Raw genomic sequence first — 21,013 nt, 5'->3', positions numbered from 1 at the left:
GAACACCCTCTAAAGGAGGGCAATAAAAAATCTTAACATTTCCGCATTATCGCACCCCGGCGGGGGTGGCGGTGCGTATCTTTGCCGTAAATAATAATTTTGATCACTTTAATCGCTATGAATAAGAAATTTGCAGGCGGCAAGAGCCGCGGAAAGGTTAAGAAGCTGCGCCGGCCGGTGTCAGAGGAGTTTTATGCAGGTATTGAACGCCGTATAGGGGTGACTGTCAGTTATCTGGACGATCCGTCGGAGCAGGCTGCCAAGAGCTTGCGGCACGTGGATGATTATCTTGCTGCGGGGCGTGAGCCGACGCTGGCCGACGGTCTGGATTCGATTTTGATTTTCAAGATGATACAGCCGGAGCTCGACAAGGCCAAGGAGCGGTCGGCAAGAGCGCGTGCGGCTGCCGAACGGCGCCGGCATGTCAGGGAACTGCAGCGCGCGGAGGCTGAGCGGACTGCGGCTACGCCTGAGGCTGTGGAAATGGCAGAAAATGACGCGGCCGCAGCTACGGTTGTGGCTGCGGTCGCGGATGTGTCTGCCGTGGAGACAGGGCTGTGCGCTGTTCCTTCCGGAGGCGGAGGGTCAGCGGGCAGTGAATTTCTTGCCGTTCCAGCTGTAAGTCAGCGAGGGGCGGAGATAGCTTTCGATCATGGAGTAGACATCTTTGTCGAGGAAGCGGGCCAGATTGTTGGTCAGCGTCAGCTCTGAGGTGGCCGGGTCGATGCGGTAGGAGGCGAGCATGAAGGGCACCTGCATGGTGACTTCTTCCTTGTTGTCGCGTCCGGCGTCGGTGAGCCATTCCTTCCATCCGGGTTTGGTGAACATGGCGGCGCCGTCGAGCGGCTGCCAGCTGCTGTCAAAGAAGCGGATGGATGAGTCGAGTCCGGGAGTGGCCACTGTGCTTATCAGGGCTATGATATCGCCTTTCTGCCCTTTGAGCACTGCGACCTGGGCTGCCGATGAGTCTGACATCTTGACGGTCAGTGATTCGGGCGAGATCTCGGTTATGGCTGAGCGCCCCTGCAGGCTGTTCTGCGAGGGGGTTGACAGGCCGCTCTTCACGTAGTCGACCATATCGAGACGTGTGTTGCGGTCAAGCAGCGGGAATATGTTCTGCGGAGCCGATGTGAAGGCGTCGGCAGCGGTGAGCTGGGCCATCGCACCCAAGGCTCCGGCAAGGAGCAGGGTTGCTGTAAGGAGGAGTTTTTTCATTGTGTGACGGAATTTTGAATGAGAGTTTCAGTTGGCTTCGGTGAAGAGTTCCGCGGGGCTCAGCTGGCGGTCTTTTTGGCTTTGTTCTTGCGTTTTTCGGCTATGCGGCTGTAGTCGCGTTCGGGATCGGCTATCTCGCTGTGGAGGCGCTTTCCGTAGAATTCGGCTCCGGTGAGCGCTCCGACCACCTTGCGGGCATCGGATTTTTTGACATCGAAGAGGGTGTAGCCTGGCAGAAGGTCGATGCGGCCCACGTCGACGCGCTTGCCGTTGATGAGTCTGTTGAGCATTTCGATGAGGTTTCCGGCGAAGAAGCCGTCGCGCTTGCCTATGTTGACATAGACTCTCTCGAAGCCGCGTTCGGCTGTTCGGCGGTCTTTCTCGCGGTCGTTTTTGGGGCGTTCGTGCTCACGCTCGGCGGCAGCCTTGCGGGCCTTGCGCTCCGAGCGAGAGGGCTTGGCGTCGATGAAGTCGATTTTCGGTGCGTCTTTGTAGTAGTCGAGCAGGCGGTTGAATTCGAGCGAGATGACGCGCTTGAGCAGGTCTTCCTCGGAGAGCCATTCGAGTTTGCGCGAGATGCCTGAGAGGTAGGGTGCTATCTCGGTTTCGTTGACTTTGACGCGCTCTATGCGGTCGGCGAGGTTGTAGAGCTGCTTTTCGATGATGTGTTCGGGAGTGGGCACGTCTTTGTGTTCGAAGGTCTTGCCTATGATGCGCTCTATCTCGCGCATTTTGCCTTTTTCGCGCGAGTGGATGATGGCTATCGAGACGCCTGACTTGCCGGCTCGGCCTGTGCGGCCTGAGCGGTGGGTGTAGACGGCGGTGTCGTCGGGTAGGCCGTAGTTGATGACGTGGGTGAGGTTGTCGACGTCGAGTCCGCGGGCCGCCACGTCGGTGGCCACGAGTATGGAGACCACGCGGTCGCGGAATTTCTTCATCACTATGTCGCGCTGCTGCTGGGAGAGGTCGCCGTGGAGGGCTTCGGCGTTGTAGCCGTCGCGGATGAGGTTGTCGGCTATCTCCTGGGTGTCGCGGCGGGTGCGGCAGAAGACTATGGCGTAGATGTTGGGCGAGTTGTCGACCACGCGCTTGAGGGCCAGATATTTGTCGCGGGCGTTGACCATGTAGTAGATGTGGCGCACGTTTTCTGCTCCTTCGTTGCGGGTTCCGACCACGAGTTCCTCGTAGTCTTTCATGTAGCGCTTGGCAATCTTGAGGATGTCAGGCGGCATTGTGGCGGAGAAGAGCAGCATCTTGCGGTCGGCGGGGATGTAGGAGAGGATTTCTTCGATGCTGTCGAGGAAGCCCATGTTGAGCATCTCGTCGGCTTCATCGAGCACTACGGTGTGTACTCCGTCGAGGCGGACCACTCCGCGCTTTATGAGGTCGATCAGACGGCCTGGGGTGGCGACTATGATCTGGACCCCTTTTTTGAGTCCGCGGATCTGGCTTTCGATGCTTGAGCCGCCGTAGACCGGGAGCACTTTGACATCGGGGATGTATTTCGAGAAGTCGGCCAGGTCGCTGCCTATCTGGAGGCAAAGCTCGCGGGTGGGGGCGAGGATGAGGGCCTGGGGAGTGTGGTCGGCGGGGTCGATGCGCTGCAGCAGAGGCAGTCCGAAGGCTGCGGTTTTGCCGGTGCCGGTCTGGGCGAGGGCGATTATGTCATTGGCGTCGCCGAGCAGGCGCGGGATCACGCGTTCCTGAACGGGCATAGGATATTCGAATCCGAGCTCTTCAACGGCTTTGCGCAGCGGCTGGCTGACGCCGAGTTCTTCAAATGTTGTCATATATACGGTTTTGTGATTATAACCTGTCAGAGACAGGTTTGGTTTAGAGGCGTTGTTTTAAAAGCCGGTTTTTAAACGGACTCTTAAACAATCTGTTAGATGCCGCCGGAAGTCTGATATCCGGTCGGCGGGGCTGTTATCTGACCCACTGCGAGGGGTTGAGTTTCTGGCGCTCGTTGCGGATCTCGAAGTGGAGGGTGGTGCGGTTTGAGTCGTCGGGGTCGGAGAAGACGGTGCCGATGTTCTGTCCGGCTTTGACGCTGTCTCCTTGCTTGACGGTGACGGCCGAGAGGTTGGCGTAGATGCTGATGTAGCGTCCGTGGCGTATCATTACTATGGAGTTGAAGCCGTCTTGCCTGAAGATGGCCGAGACTTTTCCGGCGAAGATAGATCGGGCCTGTGTGCCGGGGCTGACTTCGATGTCGATGCCGGAGTTTTCGGTTTCGACATGGCGCAGGGTGGGGTGTGGCTGGCGTCCGAAACGGCGTACTATCTTGTATGATCCGGCTACGGGGAAGAGGAGCCGGCCTTTGTTTGCTTCGAATGATCCTGTCAGTGCCGAGGCAGAGGTGGAGGCTGCGGTGCGGGTCGGGGCGTTGGCCGAGGCTACGTCTTTGGCCGAGCGTCCGGTATCAGAGGCTTTGGTGCCTGAAGAGCCTTTTGCTTTGTTTTTTTCTTTCTCGCGCTCGCGGCGTGCTCTTTCGGCTTCCTCGCGGGCTATGCGGGCCTGTTCGGCGGCAATGAGGCGGTCGAGTTCACGGTCGAGAGCGGCCGATTTGCGTTTCTGCTCTTTGAGCATGGCGCGCAGGGCTGAGTCTTCTTTGCGCAGGGATGTGACCATTTTTTCAGATTCGGCCTGCTGGCGTGAGAGGGTGGTCTGGGTTTCTTCGGCTTTGCGGTAGGCCAGGTCCTGGGAGTGGCGCAGCGATGTGAGGCGGGCGCGCTGGGCTGCTATGCGGTCTATCCCCCGGCGGATGTTTTCGGCTCTGCGTTCGCGCCATGCGGAGAAGCGGCGCAGGTAGCGGATGCGGCTGTAGGCTTCGGAGAAGCTTTTTGCTGAGAAGATGAAGCTGAGTTCTCCGGTGCTGGCTGCGTGGGGCTGGAGTTCGCGGAGGGCTTTGGCGTAGGCCAGGCGCATGGCTTCAAGGTCGTCTTCGAGGATCTTGATGGAGTCGGCGGTGGTGCTGATGGCTGTTCCGAGCGAGTCGATGTGGCTGCGGAGGTCGCGGACTTTGCTGCGGTTGGCTTCTATGTCGCCGTTGAGGGAGTTGAGGCGGTTGATCTGCCGCTGGAGCTCTTTGGTGTTGGTGTTGAGTCTGGTGGCGGTTTCGGAGATTTTTTTTTCGGTGGTGCTTTTGTCTTTTCTGACTGATTCGAGGGTGCGGGTGGCGGTTTTCTGTTTTGTGGCGGTTTTGCGAGTGGTGGTGGTTTTGGTGTTCTTGCGTCGGGTCTGGGCGTCGGCAGGGCTGCCTGCGCTTATGATGGCGACAAGCAGGAGCACCGCGAGGCTGCGGCACAGTTTCAGAAGGTTTCCGGATGGTGATGAATGGGGCACTGGGTGGCGGGTTTTGATTGGATTGGGCTAATTAGACTGAGATGGGTCTGATTAGGCTAATTGGCCATTTTGGTGACTATTTTGAGAATGTCGGCGGCTTTGATGCGGGTGTAGCCTTTGGGTGTGGACCAGTTTTTGGTGGCTCCGGTGTTCCATTCGGCGCGTCGGGCGTTGAGTTCAAGCTGGGCGCTGAGGGTGGTTTTGCCTCCGGCGGCGGTGAGGAGGGTGGTGGCGGCGAAGGGGCCGACGGGGCCGGTGGCGAAGTCGGTGTATTCGGCTGTGAGCGGTTTGCGGGTGGCGGGGGTGACTGTGAGGCTTTCAAGATTGCCTGTGGGGGTTGAGAGGGTGAAGGCGTAGGACATGCCTGAGGGGCTGCCTGAGGGGGTGATGGTCCAGTTTTCGGGGGTGCCGGCGAGGGTGCAGCGTGAGGGTGCCAGGGGGGTGTCGCCGAGGATGAAGGCGCGTCCGAGCAGGAGGTCCTGGACGTTGCCGACTGTGGCAGGGAAGCCTCCGAGCAGGTCGGAGATGCTTTCGGCAAAGTAGAGCCTTTCGAGTTTGTAGAGGGCGAAGATGCTGTCCTGGGTGACCATGAGTGAGGCTACTTCCATGCCGAGGAAGCGGAGGGAGAGGTGGACGCTGCGGTCGCGCTGCATGGTGAGGGTGCCTCCGATGCTGATCTTTTTGGGGCTTTTGAGGCGGAGGGTTAGTGGAATTTTTACGTCACTCCAGGAGCCGTAGCTGTCGCTGAGGCTGTTGAGCATGGTTTTCAGCTGGCTCTGCGAGAGGGTTTTGCCTGTGTTTTGGCTGTAGTCGCCGGTGTTGCTTCCGGCTGCGTTGCGGCCGGAGCGGCATGATGAGGCCAGGAGGGCTGTGAGTGTTATCAGAAGGAGGCCGAGAGTTTGGAGCCGCGGGAGGCGGCGGCGGTTTTGGTGGGTCATTTGAAGAAGTATGTCTTGTGTTTGACTTTCTTTGCAAGGAGCTGGTTGTCAGGGGCGAGTTCGAGGGCTTCTTTCCAGAAGCGTAGTGCTCCGTCGGGGTCGCCGTCCATGAAGTAGATGTCGCCGGCGTGTTCGAGGATCTCTTCGCTGCGCTCGTCGGTTAGTGAGAGGGTGCGGTCAATGATCTCGCGGGCTTTGGCGTAGTCTTTGCGTTTGAACAGGACCCAGGCGTAGGTGTCCATCGAGGTGGCGTTTTCGGGTTCTGCGCCTACAGCTTTTTCGATCATTTCAAGGGCGCGGTCGAGGTCGCGGCCCTCGCAGGCGAGGTAGTAGGCGCAGTTGTTGAGGGCGAGGGTGTTGTCGGGGTCGTAGAGGAGTGATTTCTGATAGTAGACGAATGCGCTGTCGGCTTGCTCGCTGGCGTAGAGGTTGTCGCCCATCGCTCCGTAGATGCGCGAGAGCTGGCTTACGTCTGTTGAGTCGGTGAGTGAGAGTGCGTGGCGGTATTCCGCGGTTGCTTTGTCGCGCTGGCCTTCCTGGTCGTAGATTGAGCCGAGCACGAGATACTGGCGGCTGTTGTCGGGGTAGTAGCGGAGGGAGCGTTTGATGGCCTGGCGGGCGTCGTCGAGACGGTCAACCTGGAGATAGAGTGAGGTCAGCATTTCCCAGCCTTCGCTGTCGGCGGGGTCGAGGTCGAGGGCGCGTTCGGTCTGCTCGGCGGCTTTGGAGTAGTCTTTGGTTACGATGAGGTAGCGGGAGTAGAGGTCGTGGATGTCATGTTCGTGGGGGTGCTGGTCGATGAGTACGTCGAAGAGCTGTCCGATCTGCGGGAAGTTGGTGGAGTCGTTGAACATCTCCTGGATGTAGCTGCGGAGGATGACGAGCTTGGTCTCTACGTTGAGGTTTTTCTGTTCGAGAGCCTGGAAGACTTCGCGGTTGAAGGCTGCGCTGTCGCCGAGGGTGTGGTAGAACTGAGCGCGCGAGTAGTAGGCGAGGCCGCTTGAGGGATCGAGGATGCAGGCGCTGTCGTAGAACTGTTTGGCCTGGTCGTTTAGGCCGAACATGGAGTAGATGTCGCCTGAGAATACCTGGAAGTCGACGTTGCGCGGGGCGGAGTTGCGGAGGCGGTCGGCTTCGGCGAGGATCGAGGCTGTGTCCTGGAGGGAGTAGTAGAGCTGTATTTTCTTTGAGGAGAGTGGTATGCTTTTGCCTTCGGCTATCTCGACGGAGTCATAGACGGCTATGGCTTTGTCGCGGTCGGCCTGAGTGCCTCCCTGGGCGAGGGCTCCTGCGTAGCGGTAGGTGACTTCGAGGCGGTCGGGGTAGAGGGTGTGGAGCCGCTTCCAGGTACGGAGGGCTTCATCGCGGTTGAGGAGCTGTTCGTTGAGCATTGCGTAGCGTCCGCCGTAGTAGATGTCGGTGGGGTTGGCTTCGCAGTAGTCGCGGAGGAGGGCCATTGAGCTTGTGAGGAGTGCTGAGTCGGTCTGGGAGAGGCTGAGGAGGTAGGTGGAGAGTTCGACTCCGATTTCGCGGTCGGCGGGGTTGAGCTCGTGGGCGCGCTGGAGGAGGGCGAAGGCTGCGTCGTGGTTGCTCTGCGATTTTGCGCGGAGGGCTTCGAGGTAGATGTAGTCGGCCTTGCGGGTGTCTTCGGTTTCAGTCCCCGCCTGCCGCTGGCGGCCGGCGGCGAGGGCCGAGAGGGCGCCGAGGGCGAGTATGGCAAGGATTAGCAGTGGTAGCTTTTTCATTTGGGGCGGGGTTGGGTGGATTAGGCCAATTGGGCTAATTAGTCCAATTAGTCAGATTAGTTGTCAGTTTACTCCGGTGTGTCCGAAGCCTCCGTCGCCTCGCTCGGTGTGGTCGAGGGTGCTGACGGGTTGCCATTCCGCACGGACGTATTCTTTGATGACGAGCTGGGCTATGCGTTCGCCGTCAGAGATGGTGTAGGGGGTGTCGGAGAGGTTTATGGCTATGATGCCGATCTCGCCTCGATAGTCGGCGTCGATGGTGCCTGGGGTATTGACGAGGCTGATGCCGTGTTTGAGGGCGAGGCCTGAGCGGGGTCGCACCTGGCATTCGTAGCCGTGAGGCAGCTGTATGCGCAGTCCGGTTGGTATGAGTGCCCGCTGCAGGGGCTGGAGGGTCAGGGGGGTGTCGAGTTTGGCGCGGACGTCCATGCCTGCTGACGATGGGGTTTCATAGGCTGGGAGGTCGTGGCCTGATTCATTGATGATTTTTACCTTGATTCTTTCCATAAATAAACGGTTGCGATAGTCGAAAGTGAGTTGCCTCGTTGAATAAACAAGCGAAAGTAGCAAAATTCCTGCATAATGCAGGTATTTTTCTCCTTAATAATTATAAAATCGGGTCTGGAGGAGGGTGTGGGAGTGGTGAAGGAAACGCCAGGGGTGACAGGCGCGGGGCTTGTCTCTCCTGGCGTTGCGGTGTGGGGCGTGGCCTGTGTGGCTATCAGGCTTTGAGTGCGGCGATTGTCTGCTCGATGGCTTCGATTTTGGTTGTGGCGTCGGAAAGTTTTTTGCGTTCGGCTTCGACTACGGCTGCGGGAGCGTTGCTGACGAAGCGTTCGTTTGAGAGTTTCTTTTCGACTGAGGTTTTGAAGCCGCGGAGGTAGTCGAGTTCTTTGGTGAGTTTGGCGAGCTCGGCTTCAACGTCCATGTTGTTGAGCAGGGGGATGTTGAATTCGGTTGTGCTTACCATGAACGAGGCTGCTGCGGGGTCTTTCTCGCTGACTGTGGCGATGCCTGAGAGGTTGCCGAGGCGGATGGCTACGGCCTGCATGGGGATGTCGGCGCCGATGACGTTGAGCTGGAGGGTGTCGCGCGAGGGGATGTTGCGCTGTGAGCGGACTCCGCGGATGCCGTTGATGATTTCCTTGACGGTTTCCATGTCGGCGAGGATGGCGGTGTCAGGCGCGGATGCCTGGGGCATGGAGGCGTACATGATTGATTCGCCTTCGCGGCGGGGTGCGAGGTGCTGCCAGAGTTCTTCGGTGATGAATGGCATGAAGGGGTGGAGCAGGCGCAGGAGGCTGTCGAAGAAGCTGATTGTGGCTTCGTAGCCTGCGCGGTCGATCGGTTTCTGATAGTCGGGCTTGACCATTTCGAGGTACCATGAGGAGAATTCGTCGCGGAAGAGGCGGTAGGCTGTCATGAGGGCTTCGGAGATGCGGAATTTCTCGAAGGAGTCGTTGATTTCGGCTATTGCTTCGGAGAGTTTGGCGCTGAACCATTCGACGGCTTTGCGTGAGCTTTCGGGCTGTTCGAGGGCCGGGTCTACTTCCCAGCCTTTGACGAGGCGGAAGGCGTTCCAGATCTTGTTGCAGAAGTTTCGGCCGTTTTCGCAGAGTTTTTTGTCGAAGAAGATGTCGTTGCCTGCGGGTGCGGCGAGCATGATGCCCATGCGGACTCCGTCGGCTCCGTAGTCGGCTATGAGTTCGAGGGGGTCGGGTGAGTTGCCGAATTGTTTTGACATCTTGCGTCCGATTTCGTCGCGGACGATGCCTGTGAAGTAGATGTTGTTGAAGGGTTGTTTGCCGAGGAATTCGTAGCCGGCCATGATCATTCGGGCTACCCAGAAGAAGATGATGTCGGGGCCTGTGACGAGGTCGGATGTGGGGTAGTAGTAGCGGATTTCTTCGTTGTCTGGTTCGAGGATGCCGTTGAAGAGGGAGATGGGCCAGAGCCAAGATGAGAACCATGTGTCGAGGCAGTCTTCGTCCTGACGGAGGTCGTCGGCGGTGAGGTCGGGGTTGATCTCGCGGGCGAGTGTGAGGGCTTCGTCGGCAGTTTCGGCTACGACGAAGGTTTCGCTTCCTGGGAGGTACCATGCGGGTACGCGGTGGCCCCACCAGAGCTGACGTGAGATGCACCAGTCGCGGATTTCGGTCATCCAGCGGTTGTAGGTGGTCTTGAATTTCTCAGGTACGAAGCGGATGACGCCGTCTTCGGATGCTTTGAGGGCGGGTGCGGCGAGGGATTCCATGCGGAGGAACCATTGGTCGCTGAGGCGGGGTTCGGTTGCGGTGTCGGGGTTGCGTTCGGAGTAGCCGACTTTGTTTTCGTAGTCTTCGATTTTTTCGATGAGTCCTGCTTCGGCGAGGTCTTTGGCTATTTGTTCGCGGACGGCGAAGCGGTCCATGCCGATGTACATTCCGGCGGTTTCGCTGATGGTGGCGTCGTCATTGAAGATGTCGATTGTCTCCAGGTTGTGTTTTTCGCCGAGCATGTTGTCGTTCATGTCATGGGCGGGTGTGACTTTGAGGCAGCCTGTGCCGAAGTCGATCTCTACGTAGTCGTCTTCGATGACGGGGATTTCACGGCCTACGAGGGGTACGATGACGCGTTTGCCGCGGAGGTGCTGGTTTTTGGGGTCGTTGGGGTTGATGCACATTGCGGTGTCGCCCATGATGGTTTCAGGGCGTGTGGTGGCCACGATGGCATAGCCTTCTTCGCCGACGATTTTGTAGCGGAGGTAGTAGAGTTTTGAGTGTTCTTCTTTGTAGACTACTTCGATGTCGGAGAGTGCGGTTTTGGCTTTTGGGTCCCAGTTGACCATGCGTTTTCCTCGGTAGATGAGTCCTTTGCGGTAGAGGTCGACGAAGACTTTGATTACTGAGCGGGAGCGGATGTCGTCCATTGTGAATGCTGTGCGTTCCCAGTCGCATGATGCTCCGAGTTTTTTGAGCTGTTCGAGGATGATTCCGCCGTGTTTTTCTTTCCATTCCCATGCGTGGGCGAGGAATTCCTCTCGTGTGAGGTCGCTTTTTTTGATGCCTTCGGCGGCGAGCTTGCCTACGACTTTGGCTTCAGTGGCGATGGCTGCATGGTCGGTTCCGGGCACCCAGAGGGCGTTTTTGCCCATGAGTCGGGCGCGACGGATGAGGATGTCCTGGATGGTGTTGTTGAGCATGTGGCCCATGTGGAGGATTCCGGTGACGTTTGGCGGGGGGATTACGATGGTGTAGGGTTCGCGGGCATCGGGTTCGGAGTGGAACAGGCGGTGCTGCATCCAGTAGGCATACCATTTGTCTTCGACGGCACGCGGGTCATATTTGGTTGCTAATTCTTCCATAATTGATTGGTCGATGTGTGGTTGTTATTATTCTTAGAGGTGCAAAATTACAATTTTTTTGTGAATTGGCAATTTTGGTTTTGCGGCATGGATTTTTTGGTGTGTGGCTGGGGTGGGGGATGTCGGGGCAATTGCGTATCTTTGCAGCCGGAATTTGTTTTTAAACTACCTTTTAAATATTCTTTATTTTTATGTCTGACGAGATGATTCAATATCATAGGCTCGGCAACGGGCTGCGGATTGTGGCGCGGCGGGTTGCGATGCCTGTGGAGCATTGCGGTGTGGCGGTGAATGCGGGTAGCCGTGATGAGGCGGCGGGTCTGCACGGGCTGGCGCATTTTGTGGAGCATACGATTTTCAAGGGTACTTCGAGCCATAGGGCGGCTTATGTGAGGGATCGGATGGAGCTTGTGGGGGGTGAGCTGAATGCTTATACTACGAAGGAGGAAACGGTGGTCTATTCGACTTTTCCGGCGGGAAATCTGGCGCGGGCTATGGCGCTGCTGGGGGAGATGGTGGCTGACGCTGTGTTTCCTGAGGCTGAGATAGGGCGTGAGAAGCAGGTGGTGGCTGAGGAGATTGATACTTATCTGGATACGCCGTCAGATGCGGTGTTTGATGATTTCGAGGATCTGATCTATGCGGGGTCGCCGTTGGCGCATAATATATTAGGTACGCGCGAGACGCTGGCGGGGTTTGATCAGGGGGTGTGTCGGCGCTGGCTTGAGGAGCGGTTTACGCCTAGGCGAATGGTGTTGTTTTATTCTGGTCCGATGGAGGCCGAGAGGGTGTTCAGGATGGCTGAGCGCCGGTTAGGCGGGCTGAGCAGGGCTGGTGTGGCGCTTGAGAGGGTGGTGCCGCCGACGGTGGAGCGCTTTGAGGTTGTGAATGATAAGGTGGGGTCGTATCAGGCGCATACATTGCTGGGGGCGAGGGTGCCGGGGATGCTTGACGAGAGGCGTACGGCGCTGGCGCTGCTGGTGAATGTGCTCGGCGGTCCGGGGATGAATTCGCTTCTGAATGTGGCGCTGAGGGAGAGGCGCGGGCTGGTCTATACGACTGACGCTTCGACGTCGCTGATGAGTGATAATGGTTTGCTGACTATTTATTTCGGGTGTGATCCGGCGGATGTCAGCCGCTGTCTGCGGGTTGTGGGCGGTGTGGTCGATGCGCTTGCCGGCGGTCTTATGTCGGAGCGGCGGCTTGAGGCTGCGAGGAGGCAGCTGATAGGTCAGCTGACGGTTGGGTCGATGAATTCGGAGCAGGTGGCGATTTCGATGGGGCGGAGTGTGCTTTATCGCGGCCGTGCTGTGGGGTTTGATGAGACTGTTGAGGCGCTGCGGGCTGTGAGTGCGGCTGATCTGCGTGAGGCTGCGGCTCCGCTGGCTTCGCTTTCGCGGCTGACGCTGGTCTGATTTGTATGTGGAGTGAGGGGGAGGGGGATTTTGACGATTTTTGTTTCTTAGCAGTGCGTTTGTTTGGAGATTTGGGGGGAATGTTTTAACTTTGCGGGGTAAATCGTCTGAAAGGTGTAATTCTGCGGGCGGTTTGGCCATAACTTTAACTGAATGCGCATGTGGCGTAATTGGTAGCCGCGTTAGACTTAGGATCTAATGTCTCAGGACGTGGGGGTTCGAGTCCCTTCATGCGCACGGTTCAAAAAGAGAAGAGCTGATTTTGCAGTTGCAAGATCGGCTCTTTTTGCGTTGTGGCTGTTTTGGACGGGCGGGGAGAGGGGGGAGGAATTATCTCTTAATAAGAGATGATGATTTACGCCAATTAATTGTGATCCAAAATGTTACGTTAATGGTTGACGATGCGCGTTTAAACAGATTGAAATTTTATGTAATTTTCAGATTTGATTTAAGCTCTTTAATTCGCTCTATTTCAGAATTATTTCTTAACTTTGCACCCGATAAATCATCTCTTATTAAGAGTGATTTCGCTATATGCCTTTATTGACAATTCTTTACAATGAGTGCTGATGTAGTGACAAAGGGCGTTACGACGGTGTCTTCGGGCGTTGGCGGCGCCGTAGGCGTGGAGCGACGTTGCTGGTTTGTGGCCATTGTTAAGAATAATACCGAAAAAATGGCTCATGAGCGGCTGGCGAAAGCCGGCTATGAGAGCTATTTGGCCACACAAACACTTTATCGTGTCTGGAAAAACGGCAGACGTGCTAAGATCGAGCATGTTGTGCTTCCTACTCTGGTCTTCGTAAGATGTTCGGAGCGGGAGCGTATGCAGATTGTGGCGCTGCCGTATATCAACAGGTTTATGACCAACAAGGCTTCGGGCTATTCTACAGCGAAGCCGCTGGCTGTCATTCCGGATAAACAGATCGAGACTTTGCGCTTTATGCTTGGTCAGTCTGATGTGCCGGTTACGATTTCCGAGCGTTCTTTTCAGAAGGGCGATCGGGTGAGAGTGGCCCGCGGGAAGCTTTGCGGTCTTGAGGGTGAGGTTGTCACTACGGATGACGGACATAGCGAGCTGATAGTCAGGATTGATATTCTTGGCTGTGCGAAGGTTATGATAGAGGCTGTTGATATAGAACTTGTTGACAAGTAATTAATGCCGCTCCAGCTTGGAGCTGGCGGAATGAAAAAACTTTACATATGCGCATACGATTCATCTCATCATGTTTTCTTGCAGCTGCGTTGCTGTTGGGGTCTTGCTCGACTCCGAAAAATATAACTTATTTTCCGGATCTTGGGACCGGTGCCGTGGTGCAGGCTGAGCGTCAGCTTGATATCAGGGTGAAGCCTGAGGATAAGCTTTCGATTGTTGTCAATACGCAGGATCCGGCGCTGTCGGCACTGTTTAATCTGCTGCAGGTCCAGAACCGTCTTGGGGGGACTACATCGACGACAAAGAGCGTCGGCAGTGCTTCGGGCGGCGGTAACGGTCAGGTGGCTTACTATACGGTGGATTCGGCCGGCGATATCAATTTTCCGGTGATAGGCAAGCTGCATATTGCGGGGATGACTCGTGAGCAGGTTGCGAATTATGTGGCTGAGCAGCTTGTCGGTAAGGATCTTGTTAAAGATCCGATCGTTACGGTTGAGTTTGCCAATACGGGTATCTCGGTTATCGGTGAGGTGTCGGCTCCGGGCCGCTATGAGTTTAACAAGGATCATCTGACGATCATTGATGCTATAGCTATGGCAGGCGATCTGACGATCAGCGGTATGCGCGAGAATATTCTTGTGTTGCGCAATGTGGGCGGCGGTAAGCAGGAGGCTTACAGGGTGAATCTGCTTGACGCGCAGAGTCTGGCTTCGTCGCCGGTGTTTTATCTGCAGCAGGACGATGTGATCTACGTGGAACCTAATGACAAGAAGAAGCGCGAGACGACGCCTAACGGCAATACGCCTTACACGCCTTCGTTCTGGGTTTCAATGGGTTCGTTCGGTCTGACAATAGCAACACTTATCATCACTCTCACAAAATAAGCAATGGCAGAGACTATTAAATCAGAGGCAAGGAAGAGTGTCAACGCGGGCAGCGCCGTGCCGTTGACGGATATATTGTACAGGACGCTGCATCACTGGCCGTGGGTGTTGCTCTCGCTGGTGGTGTGTGTGGGTGCTGCTGTGGTGTATCTGCTGTGTACTCCTAAGGTTTATACGACTACGGCGTCGATCATGATCAAGGACGAGGCTGCCGGTAAGTCGGCGGGGGCTGAGGATTTCGGCGATTTCGGGCTGTTTCAGAATAAGACTAACATACAGAATGAGATCACTACTCTGAAGTCGGCTGATCTGATGGAAGAGGTGGTGAGACGTCTGAATCTGGATATGAATTATTATATTCCGGGGCGTTTTCATGATGTGGTGGCCTATGGCTCGAATCTTCCTGTGAGGGTCGAGATGCCTGGGTTTGCCGAAAACGGTTCGGCGTCGTTCAGAGTTGAGGTTGACGGAGACGGAAAGGTCTCGGTGTCAGATGTTAAGTCGGGCGATCTGAAGTCGGAAGAGCGGGTTCAGGGCGCTATGAACGATACGATTATGACGGCTGTCGGGCCGATGGTCGTGGTGGCTGCCGAGGGTTATAAGCCCGGTGAGGCGGTGGAACTGGAGGTTGTCAAAGCTCCGGTTTCGGCTACTGCGGGCGGCTATGGGAGCCGTATGGTGATAGCGATGAGCGGCGACAAGAGCAGTGTGATCAATCTGACGGTGACTGACCAGTCGACCCAGCGGTCGCAGGCGCTGCTGAACACTCTGATCGGTGTCTATAACGAGTATTGGGTCCGCGACAAGAACCAGATCGCTGTCTCGACGTCGAATTTTATCAACGAGCGTCTGGGTGTGATCGAGAGTGAGCTCGGAAATGTGGATTCGGATATCTCGTCTTACAAATCGGCCAATCTGATTCCTGATGTCAGTGCGGCGTCGTCGATGTATATGTCGCAGAATCAGCAGATTTCGCAGCAGATCATGGATCTGAAGAATCAGCTGAAGCAGACGCTTTATATAAAGTCGTATCTCGGAGCTGCAAGCGATAACGAGAAGATGCTTCCGATGAATTCGGGTGTGGCTAACGTTGATATTCAGTCGCAGATTACGGATTACAACAATCTTGTGCTTCAGCGTAATTCGCTGCTGGCCAAGTCGTCGGACAAGAATCCGCTGGTGGTTCAGCTGAACGAGCAGATGGATCAGATGCGTCATGCGATACTTGCGTCGGTTGACAATTCGATCAATGCTCTGAATATGCAGATTTCGAGTCTGCAGGGTTCGCAGGCATCGACTACGTCGAAAATCGCGTCGAATCCCTCGCAGGCGAAGTATCTTCTGAGCGTGGAACGCCAGCAGAAGGTGAAGGAGTCGCTTTATCTGTTCCTGCTTCAGAAGCGTGAGGAGAATGAGCTTTCGCAGGCGTTTACGGCTTATAATACCCGTGTGGTCAATAAGCCGGCAAGTTTCGGCCCGACTGCGCCGAATACGCGCAATATATTGATGATGAGCTTTCTGCTTGGTCTGGCGATTCCGTTCGGAGTGGTCTATCTGATGGAGAGCAACAACACTAAGGTGCGCGGACGCAAGGATGTGGAGCATCTGGCTGTGCCTTTCCTCGGCGAGCTGCCGCAAGACGGACACGAGAAGAAGAAGGAGGCCGGCGAGGCGAACACGATCGTGGTCAAGGGCGGCAAGCGTGATATCATCAACGAGGCGTTCCGCGTGCTCAGGACCAATGTTGAGTTTATGTGCAACAGTTCGGAGGGCAACAAGGTGATTGCCATGACGTCGTTTAATCCTGGTTCGGGCAAGTCGTTCGTTTCGATGAACTTAGGCATGGCTATCGCTCTGAAGGGCAAGAAGGTTCTGATTGTCGACGGCGATATGCGCCACGGTTCGACGTCGGCCTATATGGGTTCTCCAGCAAAGGGCCTGGCTGATTATCTGGGTGGTGCTGTGTCTGAGGTCGATACGCTGATTGTCAAGACTCCGGAGTGTCAGAACATGCAGGTGCTTCCGATCGGTTCTATTCCGCCCAATCCGACGGAGCTGCTTGAGTCGCCGCGTTTCGGTGAGCTGATCGGTGAGCTTAAGTCGAGGTTTGACTATGTGATCATCGACTGTCCGCCGATCGAGGTTGTGGCTGATGCTCAGATCATCGACAAGTTTGCCGACCGGACGTTCTTCGTGATCCGAGCCGGTCTGTTCGACCGTTCGATGCTTCCGGATCTCGATCGGCTGTATGAGGAGAAGAAGTATCGCAACATGTCGTTTATCCTCAACGGTTCCCGCAATGACCAGGGCCGCTACGGCTACAGCCATACCTACCGCTACGGTTACGGATATGGCTACGGGTATGGGTATAATTATGGCAGCGGGGAGAAGAAAAAATAAAATCAAGAAATAGTAACAATGAATATCGCAGTCGCAGGGACCGGATATGTCGGTCTGAGTATAGCCACTCTGCTGGCGCAGCACAATAGGGTGACAGCCGTTGATGTCATCTCTGAAAAAGTCGAGAAGATCAACCGGCGCATCTCGCCCATTCAGGATGAGTATATCGAGAAATATCTCGCTGAAAAGGATCTGGACCTGACCGCTACGCTTGACGGCAGGGAGGCTTACCGCGAGGCTGATTTCGTGGTCATAGCCGCTCCGACCAACTATGATCCGGTAAAGAATTATTTCGATACGCACTGCATAGAGGATGTTATCGATCTTGTGCTTGAAGTCAACCCCGATGCGGTGATGGTGATAAAATCCACCATCCCTGTGGGTTATTGCCGCAGTCTTTATGTGAAATATGCGGCCAAGGGGGTCAGCAGGTTCAATCTTCTGTTCTCGCCGGAGTTTCTCAGAGAAAGCAAGGCGCTGTATGACAATCTCTACCCCTCCCGAATCATAGTGGGCTATCCGAAGATTATCGACAATCCGGAGTTTGCAGAGGAAAATGATGCGATCCGGACTATTGCCGATGTCGAATTTCTTGAATCAAAAGCCCATGAGTTTGCATCGCTGTTGCAGCAAGGTGCTATAAAACAGGAAATTCCCACTCTTTTTATGGGCATGAAGGAGGCTGAGGCTGTGAAACTCTTCGCCAATACCTATCTCGCGCTCCGTGTCAGCTATTTCAACGAGCTTGATACATATGCCGAGGTCAAAGGCCTTGATTCCCAGGCTATCATCGAGGGCATAGGCCTTGATCCGCGCATCGGTACACACTACAATAATCCATCGTTCGGTTACGGAGGCTATTGTCTGCCGAAAGATACCAAGCAGCTGCTGGCAAACTATGCCGACGTGCCCCAGCAGATGATGACAGCCATCGTCGAGAGTAACCGCACACGCAAAGACTTTATCGCCGATCAGGTGTTGAGAATGGCGGAGTGGTATGACTATTCCTCGGCCAACCACTTCGGATCTGCCAGCGAACGCCCTGTGACAATCGGTGTCTATCGTCTGACGATGAAATCGAATTCCGATAATTTCCGCCAGTCATCTATTCAGGGAGTGATGAAGCGTATCAAGGCCAAAGGCGCCGAGGTCATCATCTATGAGCCTACTCTTGAAGACGGTTCAACATTCTTCGGTTCTCGCGTTGTCAACGATCTTACCGAATTCAAGCGCCTCAGCAACGCCATCATAGCAAACCGCTATGATGTATGTCTGGATGATGCTCAAGGAAAGGTTTATACAAGGGATATTTTTAAAAGGGATTGAATTTTAGAAAAAAATTAAAGTAAAAAGCGATATTGACTGACCAGATAAATGGATATTGCTGTTATGATATCGACAATCCTGATTATAGGATTTGTTATGTTTGCATGTTTGAAAATTGTAAATCGAAAAGTGCTACAAGCTGAGCGAATCTTAATTGAACAATATCCAACATGGCAAAATTTCAATAAAAATTTAGACCGTAATTTATTAAAAGTCATCATTGGAAGTTCTTATGCCTATCGGCATCGAAAGACATTTGAAGCCGATAGGCATTGGTGTCTACCTAAAGATAATATATCAGCCCAATTTGAAATACTGAAACATTTTTATTCAATAATCAAAACAAACGGGGAGGTCAATCTGATATTATCAAGATTTGAGATCCAAGAACGGCCGAAGAATGTCTATCTTCCATTTCATTATAGAATTTTGCAGCCTGCTTTATTGCCAACAAATAAACATGGGAAATATCTGTATTATCCGATTTTAAATATTGGATGGGCTGTTCAAATTTTGAATATACGATGCTTTAATAATAGAAAATCAAAAGCATCAAATGAAGAAATAATAATCCCATCAGAGACAGAAGATATTATAAAGGAAATACAAGAATTTTGTAATAGCAGGGATTTGAAGTTCAAACTTATTGTCCCTGATGTTAATTACCAAATTGAATTATAATTATGAACCCACCACCAATTGTTATATTTGGAACAAGTGGACTCTCTGCATACTCTATTGAAAATATTATTGATAGATTGAATGAATCTAATCAGATTGCAATAGATACAGCTCCTAATTATGTGTCAGCAGAAATTGCAATAGGGAATAAGATCCAACGGCTTATAAATGAAGGTTTCAAGAGAGAAGATATATTTATTCAAACGAAAATAGATTGGCAGGATATTATTAAAGTCGGCACCCAAACAGCTATAAAAAATTCCTTAAAAAGGCTTAAGATTGATTATATTGACAGCCTTCTTCTCCATTGGCCATTTCCAGATATTTTTATCAAGGCATATAAGGAAATGGAGCATTCATATAAGGTTGGAATTGCCAGAGAAATAGGTGTATGTAATTTTAAATTGCGGCATTTTGAGATGCTTTTGAATGACGGAATTTCGGTAAAACCAATGATAAATCAGATTGAAATACACCCATTTAATACTTGTTCAGATATTGTTAAATGGTGTAATGAACAAGAGATCCAGGTTCAAGCTTACACGCCATTGTTAAAAATGCTTCCGAAAGTTTCAGAAAACTCGACATTAGTTACGTTGGCAAAAAAATATGAGGCATCTATACCACAAATAATATATGCATGGAATAAAAGTCGAAACATAATACCTGTAACCAAGACGTCAAATCCAAAACGAATAGATGAGATTTTTAAAGCATTTGAGATAACTATTAAAGAAGAAGATTTTACACGAATATCTTCTTTAAATGAAGATTATAAATTTATGTTAGAGTCCTGGGGATGTCCGGGATACTAAAAAGATAGTGTGACATGTATTCGAATGATAAATTAGTACTTCAACTGTTATCGTTGTTGAGGCAATTTGGAATTAATCAGATTGTAGTATCTCCCGGCAGTAGACATTTTTCATTAGTACATTCGTTGGAACAATGTGAAGACTTTGAACTGTATTCAGTTGTTGATGAACGAAGTGCTGCTTTTTTTGCCATTGGGCTTATTCAGCGAACCGGTCGCCCGGCAGCTGTTTGCTGTTCTTCAGGCACAGCATGTATGAATTATGGGAGTGCCATTGTCGAAGCCTATTATCAAAGATTGCCATTATTGGTGATTTCAAGTGACAGGTTACCTCAATTTTTAAATCAGATGGAAGATCAAATGTATGATCAGGCCTCTACGTTCACTTCATGTACAAAATATGTCGGAAGATTGACTCCTATTTCATCAGATTTGGATTTTTGGTATAATAATCGAATAATAAACGAAGGTTTAATTGAATTAACGCATCATTCAAATGGGCCTGTCCATTTGAATATCCCGTTTTTATCACACCATACAGATACGTTTACTAATACACATATTCCGGTAGCGCGAAAAGTAGAGTTATATTCAGCCGAATCAAGTTCTGAAACATGGGCTAAAATCGCAAATTTGTTAAAAGGAAAAAAGATTTGTATAGTGTGGGGACAATCGGTCTGTATTACAGCAGGGCTGAAAGAAGCCGTAGACAAGTTTGTTGAAAATTTTGATGCTATTATTCTTACTGATTTATTATCAAACTGTCATTGCAAACACACCATAGCAAATACTGGTGCGACTTTATATTCTCTGACTAATGAAGAAAAAAGAGATTTTAAACCAGATATTGTATTCAGTATAGGTGCAAATATCCTTTTTAACGGAGAAATTAAAGGATTTTTAGGGGACATTGAAAATTGGCAAATTGGCAAATATGACAAAATCTCTGATCCTTTCCGATCTCTGACAAAGATATTTGAAATGAGCGAATTAATGTTTTTCAACATGATAAACAATATCGCTGATTTCAAAGTAAGCGGGAATTTTGCTCATTCGTGGATGAGTGTTTCAAATATCGCTTATAAGACGATATCAGAATATAGTGAAGCGATGGTTATCGGGGCATTGATAAAAGCACTTCCGGCTGATAGCGATTTGCAATTAGCTAATAGTTATAGTGTACGTATGGCTCACCTGTTTCCAGTTCCAGATAGTGTCACGGTAAATTGTAATAGAGGGGTTAACGGAATAGACGGAAGTATGTCCACTGCAATAGGATTTTCGGCTATTAATAGTCGGAAGACATTTTATATAACCGGTGACCTATCTTTTTATTATGATTTGAACTCATTATCAATACGTCACATAACTCCCAATCTTAGAATATTGTTGATCAACAATGGTGGTGGTGGTGTAATGTATTCTCCTTTGAGCGAAGAATTGCGTAAAAGTGTGGCCGAGCATGTATGTGCGTTCCATACACATAAAGCTCATGAGATTGCCAAAGCATTCGGATTTAAATATTTTGCAATTAGAAACGAATCTGAAATATCGCATGGTATTGAGCTATTAACAGCAGAATCAGATCATCCGGTTTTAGTTGAGGCTTTCTCCAACATACCTGTGGATACAAAAGTTTTGAGTAACTACTATAAGAGTATGAATCGTCAGCATTATACAATATCACAACGTATAATAATGAAAGGGAAACGTATTCTTGGAGGTCTGCTGCCGCAGAAAAATTGAAAGTA

Annotated in this window: 15 protein-coding genes and 1 tRNA gene; 9 read left to right on the top strand and 7 right to left on the bottom strand. The window is 52.3% G+C overall.

Features of this window, described 5'->3' with window-relative positions; all coding sequences use genetic code 11:
• Nucleotides 1–585: 585 nt before the first annotated feature.
• From E7745_RS01485 to E7745_RS01455, 7 genes are all read right to left on the bottom strand, one after another.
• On the bottom strand, nt 586–1,215 hold the full coding sequence (locus E7745_RS01485; protein WP_107032943.1) for a DUF3256 family protein: 630 nt from the start codon (nt 1,213–1,215) through the stop codon (nt 586–588).
• Nucleotides 1,216–1,274: 59 nt separating this feature from the next.
• Nucleotides 1,275–3,005 carry a DEAD/DEAH box helicase gene (locus E7745_RS01480; RefSeq protein WP_123397969.1) on the bottom strand — a complete coding sequence of 577 codons (1,731 nt, stop codon included), beginning with the start codon at nt 3,003–3,005 and terminating at the stop codon, nt 1,275–1,277.
• 136 nt (nt 3,006–3,141) lie between these two features.
• Entirely contained in the window at nt 3,142–4,560 is a 1,419-nt protein-coding gene (locus tag E7745_RS01475) for a murein hydrolase activator EnvC (RefSeq protein WP_123397970.1), read from the bottom strand.
• Nucleotides 4,561–4,616: 56 nt separating this feature from the next.
• Nucleotides 4,617–5,498, bottom strand: a complete 882-nt coding sequence (locus E7745_RS01470; RefSeq protein WP_123397971.1) for a DUF4292 domain-containing protein — start codon at nt 5,496–5,498, stop codon at nt 4,617–4,619.
• Nucleotides 5,495–7,243, bottom strand: a complete 1,749-nt coding sequence (locus tag E7745_RS01465; protein WP_123397972.1) for a tetratricopeptide repeat protein — start codon at nt 7,241–7,243, stop codon at nt 5,495–5,497. Before E7745_RS01465 ends, E7745_RS01470 begins: the two co-directional genes overlap by 4 nt.
• A gap of 63 nt (nt 7,244–7,306) precedes the next feature.
• Nucleotides 7,307–7,741, bottom strand: coding sequence for a dUTP diphosphatase (gene dut / locus E7745_RS01460; RefSeq protein WP_107032966.1), 435 nt, complete (start codon nt 7,739–7,741; stop codon nt 7,307–7,309).
• 223 nt (nt 7,742–7,964) lie between these two features.
• Nucleotides 7,965–10,586: a valine--tRNA ligase gene (locus E7745_RS01455; protein WP_136408161.1), complete on the bottom strand. Its 2,622-nt coding sequence runs from the start codon at nt 10,584–10,586 to the stop codon at nt 7,965–7,967.
• 191 nt (nt 10,587–10,777) lie between these two features.
• Between E7745_RS01455 and E7745_RS01450 the strand changes: the two genes are divergently transcribed.
• The 9 genes from E7745_RS01450 (at nt 10,778) to menD (ending at nt 21,008) form a co-directional block, all read left to right on the top strand.
• Nucleotides 10,778–12,001 carry a pitrilysin family protein gene (locus E7745_RS01450; protein WP_136408160.1) on the top strand — a complete coding sequence of 408 codons (1,224 nt, stop codon included), beginning with the start codon at nt 10,778–10,780 and terminating at the stop codon, nt 11,999–12,001.
• Nucleotides 12,002–12,156: 155 nt separating this feature from the next.
• A tRNA-Leu gene (locus E7745_RS01445) sits at nt 12,157–12,238 on the top strand.
• A gap of 322 nt (nt 12,239–12,560) precedes the next feature.
• Nucleotides 12,561–13,157: a UpxY family transcription antiterminator gene (locus E7745_RS01440; protein WP_136408159.1), complete on the top strand. Its 597-nt coding sequence runs from the start codon at nt 12,561–12,563 to the stop codon at nt 13,155–13,157.
• A 47-nt stretch (nt 13,158–13,204) separates the two neighbouring features.
• Complete coding sequence (locus E7745_RS01435) at nt 13,205–14,041, top strand: polysaccharide biosynthesis/export family protein (RefSeq protein WP_123397976.1); 837 nt, start codon at nt 13,205–13,207, stop codon at nt 14,039–14,041.
• Nucleotides 14,042–14,044: 3 nt separating this feature from the next.
• Nucleotides 14,045–16,441 (top strand): polysaccharide biosynthesis tyrosine autokinase, encoded by a 2,397-nt coding sequence (locus E7745_RS01430; RefSeq protein WP_136408158.1) that lies wholly within the window; start codon nt 14,045–14,047, stop codon nt 16,439–16,441.
• An 18-nt stretch (nt 16,442–16,459) separates the two neighbouring features.
• Complete coding sequence (locus E7745_RS01425; RefSeq protein ID WP_136408157.1) at nt 16,460–17,767, top strand: UDP binding domain-containing protein; 1,308 nt, start codon at nt 16,460–16,462, stop codon at nt 17,765–17,767.
• Between the two features lie 48 nt (nt 17,768–17,815).
• Nucleotides 17,816–18,448: a hypothetical protein gene (locus tag E7745_RS01420; RefSeq protein WP_160631693.1), complete on the top strand. Its 633-nt coding sequence runs from the start codon at nt 17,816–17,818 to the stop codon at nt 18,446–18,448.
• A 2-nt stretch (nt 18,449–18,450) separates the two neighbouring features.
• Nucleotides 18,451–19,263 (top strand): aldo/keto reductase, encoded by an 813-nt coding sequence (locus E7745_RS01415; RefSeq protein ID WP_136408155.1) that lies wholly within the window; start codon nt 18,451–18,453, stop codon nt 19,261–19,263.
• Between the two features lie 14 nt (nt 19,264–19,277).
• Nucleotides 19,278–21,008 (top strand): 2-succinyl-5-enolpyruvyl-6-hydroxy-3-cyclohexene-1-carboxylic-acid synthase, encoded by a 1,731-nt coding sequence (gene menD, locus E7745_RS01410; protein WP_136408154.1) that lies wholly within the window; start codon nt 19,278–19,280, stop codon nt 21,006–21,008.
• The last annotated feature ends 5 nt before the right edge of the window (nt 21,009–21,013 follow it).

The sequence above is a fragment of the Duncaniella sp. C9 genome (assembly GCF_004803935.1).
In the GTDB taxonomy this organism is placed as follows: domain Bacteria; phylum Bacteroidota; class Bacteroidia; order Bacteroidales; family Muribaculaceae; genus Duncaniella; species Duncaniella muris.
Note: the sequence above shows the minus strand (reverse complement) of the source record. Positions and strands in the feature narration are given on the sequence as shown.